At 40.6% G+C, this 8,985-nt stretch carries 12 protein-coding genes; all 12 read left to right on the top strand.

Going from position 1 to position 8,985, the window contains the following annotated elements; translation table 11 throughout:
• Positions 1-102: 102 nt before the first annotated feature.
• The 12 genes from DWZ45_RS07075 (at position 103) to DWZ45_RS07020 (ending at position 8,922) form a co-directional block, all read left to right on the top strand.
• Positions 103-486 carry a hypothetical protein gene (locus DWZ45_RS07075; RefSeq protein WP_227589766.1) on the top strand — a complete coding sequence of 128 codons (384 nt, stop codon included), beginning with the start codon at positions 103-105 and terminating at the stop codon, positions 484-486.
• Between the two features lie 207 nt (positions 487-693).
• Positions 694-1,368, top strand: a complete 675-nt coding sequence (gene sfsA, locus DWZ45_RS07070) for a DNA/RNA nuclease SfsA (protein ID WP_118468324.1) — start codon at positions 694-696, stop codon at positions 1,366-1,368.
• 29 nt (positions 1,369-1,397) lie between these two features.
• Positions 1,398-1,988 carry a nitroreductase family protein gene (locus DWZ45_RS07065; protein ID WP_118468322.1) on the top strand — a complete coding sequence of 197 codons (591 nt, stop codon included), beginning with the start codon at positions 1,398-1,400 and terminating at the stop codon, positions 1,986-1,988.
• Between the two features lie 55 nt (positions 1,989-2,043).
• A complete protein-coding gene (locus DWZ45_RS07060) occupies positions 2,044-2,475 on the top strand; it encodes an N-acetyltransferase (RefSeq protein ID WP_118468320.1) in 432 nt (143 codons plus the stop codon).
• 138 nt (positions 2,476-2,613) lie between these two features.
• Complete coding sequence (locus DWZ45_RS07055; protein WP_227589767.1) at positions 2,614-3,528, top strand: hypothetical protein; 915 nt, start codon at positions 2,614-2,616, stop codon at positions 3,526-3,528.
• Positions 3,529-3,636: 108 nt separating this feature from the next.
• Positions 3,637-4,470 (top strand): hypothetical protein, encoded by an 834-nt coding sequence (locus tag DWZ45_RS07050; RefSeq protein ID WP_022359996.1) that lies wholly within the window; start codon positions 3,637-3,639, stop codon positions 4,468-4,470.
• Between the two features lie 18 nt (positions 4,471-4,488).
• The gene (locus tag DWZ45_RS07045) at positions 4,489-5,244 is read left to right on the top strand and encodes a TraX family protein (protein WP_022359997.1); all 756 of its coding nucleotides are present in this window, start codon (positions 4,489-4,491) and stop codon (positions 5,242-5,244) included.
• Positions 5,245-5,299: 55 nt separating this feature from the next.
• Positions 5,300-5,782, top strand: coding sequence for a hypothetical protein (locus tag DWZ45_RS07040; protein WP_338126581.1), 483 nt, complete (start codon positions 5,300-5,302; stop codon positions 5,780-5,782).
• Positions 5,721-6,053, top strand: a complete 333-nt coding sequence (locus tag DWZ45_RS07035; RefSeq protein WP_333493404.1) for a hypothetical protein — start codon at positions 5,721-5,723, stop codon at positions 6,051-6,053. Before DWZ45_RS07040 ends, DWZ45_RS07035 begins: the two co-directional genes overlap by 62 nt.
• Before the next feature lie 273 nt (positions 6,054-6,326).
• On the top strand, positions 6,327-7,037 hold the full coding sequence (locus DWZ45_RS07030; protein ID WP_181357189.1) for a DUF5058 family protein: 711 nt from the start codon (positions 6,327-6,329) through the stop codon (positions 7,035-7,037).
• A 21-nt stretch (positions 7,038-7,058) separates the two neighbouring features.
• Positions 7,059-7,712 carry a hypothetical protein gene (locus tag DWZ45_RS07025; protein ID WP_107000619.1) on the top strand — a complete coding sequence of 218 codons (654 nt, stop codon included), beginning with the start codon at positions 7,059-7,061 and terminating at the stop codon, positions 7,710-7,712.
• 19 nt (positions 7,713-7,731) lie between these two features.
• Positions 7,732-8,922, top strand: a complete 1,191-nt coding sequence (locus tag DWZ45_RS07020; protein ID WP_107000618.1) for an amidohydrolase family protein — start codon at positions 7,732-7,734, stop codon at positions 8,920-8,922.
• Positions 8,923-8,985: the final 63 nt, after the last annotated feature.

Genomic DNA, 8,985 nt, shown 5'->3' with positions numbered 1-8,985 from the left:
AAACAGGACAATATACCGATCACTTACATGCAGATGGGAATCCGGCACGAGAAGGGTTCCGGCCAATTACGGCTGTCTCTGTCAAAGGATCTGAAAAGCTACATGGAAGAAACTTACGGGATTCATGAAAAATTTCTATATCTTGAAAATAAGATTTTCAGGAACATGGATCACATAAAGCAACTGCGGATCTATCCACCGGAAGATGGAAAATGTGACCTTATCGTTATCTATGAGGTCAAAGAACCAGAACTGGAAAGCGATACCAGCCAGTGCAGCCCGTTTTCACCAGAAATATCAAAAAGATATGCAGAAGCATCAAACAGAAAAGAGCGGGGCATGTATATAACGGATGGAGTAAGATATAATGCGGATGCAGTAGGAGCATTTAATATCCTGCGTAAACATCTTTCCGTATCCGGAAAACAGAAAGAACTGTCCGTAACCGGACTAAAGAATCCAGAAATAATAAAAGTAGCTGTATAGCCGAAAGGTAAGCGGTAGTGGTGTCATGGACGCACCCTGAAAAAAGGCGGTATCCCACCAGATTTCAGATGCTCTGGTAACTTAGTTACCGAGTAGTTCACTGTTATTCGAATTGATTGTGATTATTATACTGCAAAGCACAGGACGCTGCCAGTGAATCCAATCGTGTAAAATGAATGTTTCAGTACATATAATAGGAAACGTCACATGAAATATGATAAGATAGTGAAAGCAATTTTCATAGAACGTCCCAATCGTTTTATTGCGCGGGTAAAGATTGATGGCTCGGAAGAGGTAGAATCGGTTCATGTAAAGAATACGGGACGTTGTCGTGAATTACTGCTGCGGGGGGCGGAAGTGATTTTGGAAGATTGCATAGAAAAGAATCCAAATCGAAAGACTCGCTATGATTTGATTGCAGTTAAGAAGAATAAAAAATGGGTTAACATTGATTCTCAGGCACCGAATAAAGTGGTAAAAGAATGGCTGATGACACAGGGGTATGATTGTATTCAACCAGAGTATACCTTTGGAAATAGCCGGATGGATTTCTATATGGAAAAAGGAAAGCAAAAATATCTAATGGAAGTCAAAGGCTGCACCCTTGAGATAGACGGAGTTGGATATTTTCCAGATGCCCCGACGGAAAGAGGAGTTAAGCATTTAAGGGAACTTGCAGCTGCGTGCGGACAAGGATATAAATGTTTGATAGCATTTGTGATTCAAATGGAAGGCATCAGTGAAGTCAGGCCGAATACGGAAACGCATCCCGAATTTGGCGCTGCACTTCACGAGGCAAAGGCAGCAGGTGTTGAGGTGCTTTTCCTGAAATGTCATGTTGGGATGGATAGGTTGGAAATCATAGGAGAAGATGAGTCTTGAGGGCAAGGTTCTAAAGGAGAGAGAAATCTATGATACGTGAAATTGAGAATAGAAGAAGTATAAGAAAATATAAGCCAGATGAGATCGAAAGGAAGTTAATTGACGAGATCATATACAGTGCTTCCCTTGCACCATCTGCTAAAAACAGGCAGCCGTGGAAATTTATTGTATATCAGGGGAAAGAAAAAGATAAACTGGTTGATGTCATGCGTCATGGTATAAATTCAGAAAAAATGACCCATGAACTTATGCCGGAATGGGCATTTGCCATACCGGATGCTGAGAATACCGTTAGAATCATGCAGGAGTCCCCATGCCTTATAGCAGTGCTTAATACCAACCAGCATACTCCATTTGCAAGCATTGAAAATGAAAAGCGAATTGTTGAAATATGTGATTCACTGTCCATAGGTGCGGCGATTGAAAATATGATTCTGACAGCAACGGGATATGGATTGGGTACCTTATGGATTGCCAATACTTGTTTTGCCTATAATGAGCTGATGGATTTTATCGGAACAGACAGCCAATTGACAGGAATTGTTGCGATTGGATTTGCCAATGAAGCTCCGGCTAAAAGACCAAGGAAACCTTTCGAAGAAATTGTTGAGTACAGATAGGTAAATCGTAATGAGTTAATCGTGTTATAATCAGGTTGGATGGAGAATAATCGTTATGATTAGAAAGTTGCAGAAGGTAGATATAAATAGAGTCGCTGATATATGGTTGAAAACTAATCTGAAAGCACATTTTTTTATTCCTGAACAATACTGGATAAGTAATTATGAATTCGTGAAGGAAATGCTGCCACAGGCGGAAGTTTATGTGTATGAAGATGATAAAATGATTCAAGGCTTTATAGGAGTAAGTGATGAATACATAGAAGGTATTTTTGTTTCTGACGAAATGCAGTCATGTGGCATAGGTAAAATGTTGTTGGATTACATCAAGGATAAAAAAGACAAATTACAGTTAAAGGTATATCAGAAGAATGTCAGGGCAATGTCTTTTTATCAACGAGAAGGATTTACTATTCAGAGTGAAGAGATGGACGAATTCACAAGAGAAAAAGAATATGTGATGAATTGGGAATCGTCTGGAATTTGAATACCCATGGCAGGAGGGGATGAACCGCCTGTTTGTTTACAAGATGGAAGATGATTCCCATCGGATGTAGTATTTTGCAGCAAGAATGCCGATGAGATTCTTCACCAGAATAAAAATATCTGAAGGGAGGCTTTTGGTATGAAAAATAGAAAATACAGTCTTGTTTTTATAATGCTTTTGTGTATGATAATGGCAGTTTCAGCATTTCCGATGACAGTCAATGCCGATATGGGACCAAAGGCCTCTGTTCGGATTCAGTTTGAGCATATGGGGGATGAGCTCTGTTATGGAACTTTGCTGTCGAAGGAGAAATCTACTGGTCCGGCAAGTGCCTGGGATGGAAGAACGGAGAGTGCCCAGAAAGAGTACATGGATCCTGGTATCTGGGAGATCTTTGTGAATTACAAGGATCCGGATGGATACTATTTTCTGCAGCGGAGCTGGAAGGTAAGTGAAAGCAAAGAGCTTGCATGGACCTATTATCCGCCGGATGATTTTAAAATTCTTCTGTATTATCCGGAAACGGAAACCTTTGTATCCAGTGGAATTTATGCTCGTTATGCATTTGATACGTATTATACAGTGGATATGGATGGTGTGGATATCGGTTCGGTGGAATACAATGATGATTTGAGTACCAATGAGCGGATTGAGGCTTACCGTTCGTATAATTACCGGCAGGAGATGCTGGCTCTTGGAGCAAGGATCGTCCTTACTATTTTAATCGAAATGCTGGTGGCGCTGCTGTTTGGTTTCAGACAGAAAAAACAGCTGTTGATTCTGGCTGTTGTCAACATTATTACGCAGATTATCTTAAATGTGCTGCTCAATGTGATTAATTATAATTCCGGTCCTCTTGCATTTACATTTTTCTATGTACTTTTTGAGCTGATTGTATTTGCTCTGGAGGCAGTGTTGTATTGCACAATTCTTAAGAGGCTATCAGAAAAGAAAAAGGAGGATGCATATTATATCCTGTATTCCTTTGTGGCCAATCTGATCTCATTTGGTGCTGGATTATTCCTGGCGGCGAAACTGCCGGGCATGTTTTGATATAGAGATAAGTTAAGGTAACTTCTCAACGTGTTCAAATAGAAATGGCTCAGAAGAAAGTTCATCCAAAGTGATAACATCTTTTTGAGCATAGAGGAATGGATATATATGAAAAAACTTCTAACTTTTATGATTGTGTGGACTTGTTTGCTTACCCTGGCTGGCTGTGGCAAGAAGGACATGGATTATACGATGCAAAATGAGTCAAGTGTTGCAGAAAGTGTCCGGGAGACCGGTGAGGAGTCCGTATTGATTCAAAATGAGGATGCAGGGGAAGGGGAAAATGCGGCTCCTGAAACTAAGTATATCACCATTGACTTATCCGGAGTTGGGGAGATTCATCCGAAGGGAGATGCAGTTTCACCGTTAACGTTAAAAATTGTGTCGGAAGAGGAAAATGGAATCGATTTTGCGAACGAATGGTATGAAAGCAAACAGTTATCCCTTCCTATGGTCGGAAAGGAATGGAATAATTTCTATGATGACGAATATCAGTATATCTGGTCCGGGGATGCGCTGTATATTTATGAAAATATTTCCGGAAATTGTCTGTATGTGCTGGAGTATCCAACGGATAAATGGTATATCAACGGCAATAATGCCTGCCTCCTGGATGATATCTTTTATGGCATCAGTGTGACAAATGGTTACGCACAGCCGGATAGCTGCTTTATGTTTGCCTATGATCTGGAAAATAACAAGCTTCTTTGGCGAAGTGGGGATCAGACCTGCAACACCATGAATTTTATTGTAAAAAAGGATGTTATTATCTGCGGGTATGGTTTTACCTCGGAAAAGGATTATCTTTATCAGCTCAACCTTCACACCGGCGAGGTTATTGCAAGCCTGGAGCTGAAAAAACAGCCGGATCTTCTGGTGCCTCAGGACAATATGCTTTATGTTCACACATACAGCTATAATTATACGATAGAAATGCAATAGGAAAGGAACAAGAACTGAATGGATTCATCTGCTTCAAAAAACTTTGAACTTACTGCAGCTGTCCTGCACATTATCGCCATGACGCTTATGCTGATGGATCACCTTTGGGCGACGCTTCTTCCTGCTAGGGAGTGGCTTACCTGTGCCGGAAGAGTGGCATTTCCTATCTTCGCTTTTATGGCGGTGGAGGGGTACTTCCACACCAGAAGCTTTAAAAAGTACATCCTTCGGATGCTGCTGTTTGCAGTGCTTTCAGAAATTCCCTTTGATTTGATGTACGGCGGTACCTGGTTTTATCCAGTTCACCAGAATGTCCTCTGGACATTCCTGTTGGGCCTTTTAGGTGTCTGGCTTATGGAACAGGTACGGAAAAAAGGAAAAACCTGGATGTATCTGCTGGTGTGCGTTTTGGTTGTGCTGGCAGGTCTGGTACTGGGAACTCTTTGCATGGTGGATTACTACGGGGTCGGTGTTCTGACGGTATTTGTGTTCTATTTCCTCCATGGGCGGAAATGGTGGTGCTTCTTGGGACAGCTGGCTGCCCTATACTGGCTGAATGTGGAACTGCTGGGCGGTCTGATGTATCCGGTTCAGCTCTTTGGCATGGAATTTGAACTGTGCCAGCAGGGGCTTGCGCTTTTGGCATTGATCCCCATCTGGCTGTACCGCGGCAGACAGGGCTACCACAGTAAACCATTCCAGTATCTCTGTTATGCATTTTATCCAGTTCATATGCTGCTGCTTGTGGTGGTACTGAATTTCATCAACCGATGATAAAATTTTACAATCCCCGCCATTCATGGTATCATAACAGGTAGTAAAATTGCCTGTGAATATCTTGAATGGCGGTGATTTCCGCCAGTCGGTTTACCGGGCTATCCGTCATGGCCTGATGCAGGCACATTCGATGCTTTTGGAGCCATTTTATGCATTTCATCTGACGATACCGGACAAGATGGTAGGACGTGCAATGACGGATCTGGAACGCCGGTTTGCGGTTTTTGAAGGACCGGTTCTGGAGGATGGACAGGCGATACTTACCGGCCGTGCACCGGCTTCATCCCTGGATGGATATCAGACAGAAGTAACGGCTTATACCAGCGGCTTAGGACAGCTTGTCTGTACCCTGGATGGATATGGACCCTGCCATAATGAGGAAGAGGTCATCGAAGCAGCCGGTTATGATCCGGATGCGGATTTGGCAAACCCAAGCGGCTCGGTCTTCTGTTTCCACGGAGCCGGTGTCTACGGTGAGACTGCCGCACACCGGAAGTCCGGAGGATGTAATATCCGCAGCTCTGATTATCGCTGATAAGACGGATGTACGAAGAAGCCGTGTTCGTGAAAAAGAGAGAGCCACTTTTGATATCCACGACCGTGTGAATTATGCGGTAACAGAGTCCAAACTTAAGATTGAAAAGGATCGTTCAGTTATTGCCCTGAATCTTCAGGTAGATGAAAAGATATGTTCCATGTATGATTATTTTGAGATTTTCCTGGGAAGAATGATGCTTTGCCGGAAGTCGGCGGAGATACTGGGAACGACCTTTAAGCTGACAGTAAATGGACGGAAGGTGCTGTAAAAATCAACGGTGAATGAATGGAAAAATGCTTAAGGTGTTTTTGAATATACAATTGTAAATGAGGCGAGAAGTGCAGTGACGAGAAGCACTTCTCGCCTTATTTTAGTCATATGATGCCGGAAAAGACTGAAAATCTTGTTAAAAACGACAAATACATTAAACATACAGACAAAAATGCGATTATAGATTTGTACACTGAGCACAATGAAAAATAAGACAAGGTTTTATAAAATAATTGCAACAAGAAAATATTTACAGCAAGGAGGAATGGGAATGGATTATCAGAAATTTGTAAACAATGCTAGTTTTACAATCTTTGTTGCCGTTGTTTTGGTTTTAGTTACCATTGTCTGTATCATTTTTTTGAAAAATGGTTGGAAAGAAGCAGAAAGGTTGGGAGTAAGCAAGGAAGAGCTAAAAAAAATTGTTATTAATTGCATTGGAATCAGTTTGGTTCCATCTATCCCGATTGTGCTTAGCGTAATCGTAATGGTTCCAGTTCTTGGTGTAGCATTGCCGTGGCTTAGGACTTCTGTTATAGGCTCAGCAAATAATGAATTAATTTCAGCAACAATGGCAGCAGAAGCAATGGGAGTTGAGTTTACATCGACGACAATGACGATCGAGGCATGGATTAATGCTGCATGGTCGATGACATTAGGATGTTCAGTTGCATTGCCAATTGTCTTAGTGGTTTTAAAACCAGTTTGTAAAACCTATGATGTTTTCCGAAAAAAGGATAGCCGTTGGATTGGTATTTTCAGTCTTTGTGCATTAGTTACAGTAATTGCTGCGTTTGCAATTAATAGTGGAAAGAAAGGAATTGTTCCGAGTCTGGTTATTATTGGATGTTTTCTGTTTTCATATGTATGTAATTTGGCAGCGAAAAATCCAGCACTAAAATGGTTGAAAGATTATGCTTTTCCGTTAACAATTTTATTTGGATTAGTATTATCAATGATTATAACACCGCTCTTAGCATAATTAGGAAAGGAGTGAAGTCTAATGACTGATTTTGAAAAGAAAATGCATCATGATGGAAGATTATATGGATGGGCAATGTTGATTGCAATCTGCGCATTTCCGTTTTTTGCTTCAGTACGTTCTGGAATATGGCCGGATTTTAAAATAATATGGCCAGGAGTTTTAACAATGTGGATTTTGATGGCTTCGTATGTTTTAAGTGAAATGATTGCTTTTCCACCTATTTTAGGACCAGGAAGCCTTTATTTGACTTATATTACCGGAAATCTGCAGAATCAGAAAATTCCTTGTGCGTTGTCAGCAATGAGTATAGCTGGTATAGAAGCTGGAAGTGAAAAAGCAAATGCTGTATCAGTTGTGGCAGTGGCAGTATCCAGTATCACGACAACGGTAATTATTGCATTGGGAATCGTTTTGATGCAGCCATTGACCCCAGTGTTAAATTCTGCAGTTCTTGCTCCGGCATTTAGTAATGTCGTTCCTGCAATATTTGGTGCTTTAGCTGGACTGTGGCTTTTAAAAGAATTCAAGGTTTCAGTTGTTTCAGTTGTTCTTTGTTTATTAGGAATACTAGTATTAAAAATTGATCTTCAGTGGGTATTGTTAGGAGGAATAGCGCTTACAATTATTATTGCCAGATTCATGTATAAAACAGGTATTATAAAACAGGAATAAAAATGGAGGTGAAGGATTTATGAGCACTTTATTATTTAAACATGTGAATGTAGTTGATGTTCGAAATCAGCAGATACTTTCAGATGTGGATGTTTGGATCAAAAATGAAAGAATAGAGAAAATAGGAAGAGATATTAAGAGTTCTGCGGATCAGGTGGTAGACGGTGAAGGAAAATATTTATCACCAGGAATTATTGATATGCATGTACATAGTACATGGGACGGAAGCGCTATTTCAGAAGATATGGATGAAATGTACGGTCCATATCAAGCTTTTTTGAGAAGTGTACATAATGTTGAAAATTCTTTAAAAAAGGGAGTTACAACCATACGAGAAGTAGGAAGTCCTAAGGATTTATCAATTGAAACGGCGTTTGCAGTTGAAAAGGGATGGATTAAAGGTTCGAGAGTTATTCCATGCGGTTCTGCAATTCAGAGTATATATGGACATGTTCCATCAATTGGAACGATTGCAAATACGAAAGATGAACTTTTGTATGCAATACGGGAAAAAAAGACTTTGTTTGTAAAAAAAGGAATCCGTTGCCAGTGGATTAAAATTATGGATACTGGTGGTGCAGCTGGACTGGAAGATGTTGGACCAAGCATGTACGATTTAGATCAGCTTAAATTTATTGTTCATGAAGCACATCGTCTTCATATGAAGGTTGCTGTTCATGCAGTTTCGCAGGAAGGAATTATTGAATGTATCAAGGCAGGAATTGATACGATTGAACATGGACCGGACATTCCGGATGAGTATTTAGACATGATGAAAGAAAAAGGACTAACTTTGGTTCCAACATTGGCTATTTATAAAATATTATCGGAAAACAAGGGTGTGTTAAGTGATTTTATGGTGGAACGTTCTGCTCTTGTAACAAGACAGCAGAAAAGCACTTTTGCGAGAGCAATGGAAAAAGGGGTGAAGATTGCATTAGGAACGGATGCGGGTTCTCCGTGTTTTGGTTCACAGCCATCTGCATTTAAGGAAATGCTAGTTATGCAGGATTATGGAATGCCTCCAGAAAAGATTATTTCTTCTGCAACGTTAACATCGGCAGAAGTATTGGGGATGTCAGAAGAAATTGGGACGATTGAACCAGGTAAGATTGCTGATTTAGTGCTTTTGGGAGAAAATCCATATACTAATTTGAAAGCATATACGGATTGCTTGATTGGGGTATACAAATCTGGAGAAATGGTTTAATATAAAGACAATTAAAACTGGAACTAGAGAGGTGCTGCGCTTGTAGTGCCTCTTTGCTAATTG

The sequence above is a fragment of the Clostridium sp. AF32-7AC genome, from assembly GCF_003477925.1.
Taxonomy (GTDB): Bacteria; Bacillota; Clostridia; order Lachnospirales; family Lachnospiraceae; genus Otoolea; species Otoolea fessa.
The sequence above is the reverse complement of the archived record's forward strand: the minus strand, read 5'-3'. Positions and strand labels throughout refer to the sequence as shown.

Coding starts and splice junctions, on each gene's coding strand:
- DWZ45_RS07075 (WP_227589766.1), top strand. CDS start 103: ATGGAAGAAACTTACGGGATTCATGAAAAATTTCTATATCTTGAAAAT.
- DWZ45_RS07045 (WP_022359997.1), top strand. CDS start 4,489: ATGGATTCATCTGCTTCAAAAAACTTTGAACTTACTGCAGCTGTCCTG.
- DWZ45_RS07025 (WP_107000619.1), top strand. CDS start 7,059: ATGACTGATTTTGAAAAGAAAATGCATCATGATGGAAGATTATATGGA.
- DWZ45_RS07060 (WP_118468320.1), top strand. CDS start 2,044: ATGATTAGAAAGTTGCAGAAGGTAGATATAAATAGAGTCGCTGATATA.
- sfsA (WP_118468324.1), top strand. CDS start 694: ATGAAATATGATAAGATAGTGAAAGCAATTTTCATAGAACGTCCCAAT.
- DWZ45_RS07055 (WP_227589767.1), top strand. CDS start 2,614: ATGAAAAATAGAAAATACAGTCTTGTTTTTATAATGCTTTTGTGTATG.
- DWZ45_RS07030 (WP_181357189.1), top strand. CDS start 6,327: ATGGATTATCAGAAATTTGTAAACAATGCTAGTTTTACAATCTTTGTT.
- DWZ45_RS07050 (WP_022359996.1), top strand. CDS start 3,637: ATGAAAAAACTTCTAACTTTTATGATTGTGTGGACTTGTTTGCTTACC.
- DWZ45_RS07065 (WP_118468322.1), top strand. CDS start 1,398: ATGATACGTGAAATTGAGAATAGAAGAAGTATAAGAAAATATAAGCCA.
- DWZ45_RS07020 (WP_107000618.1), top strand. CDS start 7,732: ATGAGCACTTTATTATTTAAACATGTGAATGTAGTTGATGTTCGAAAT.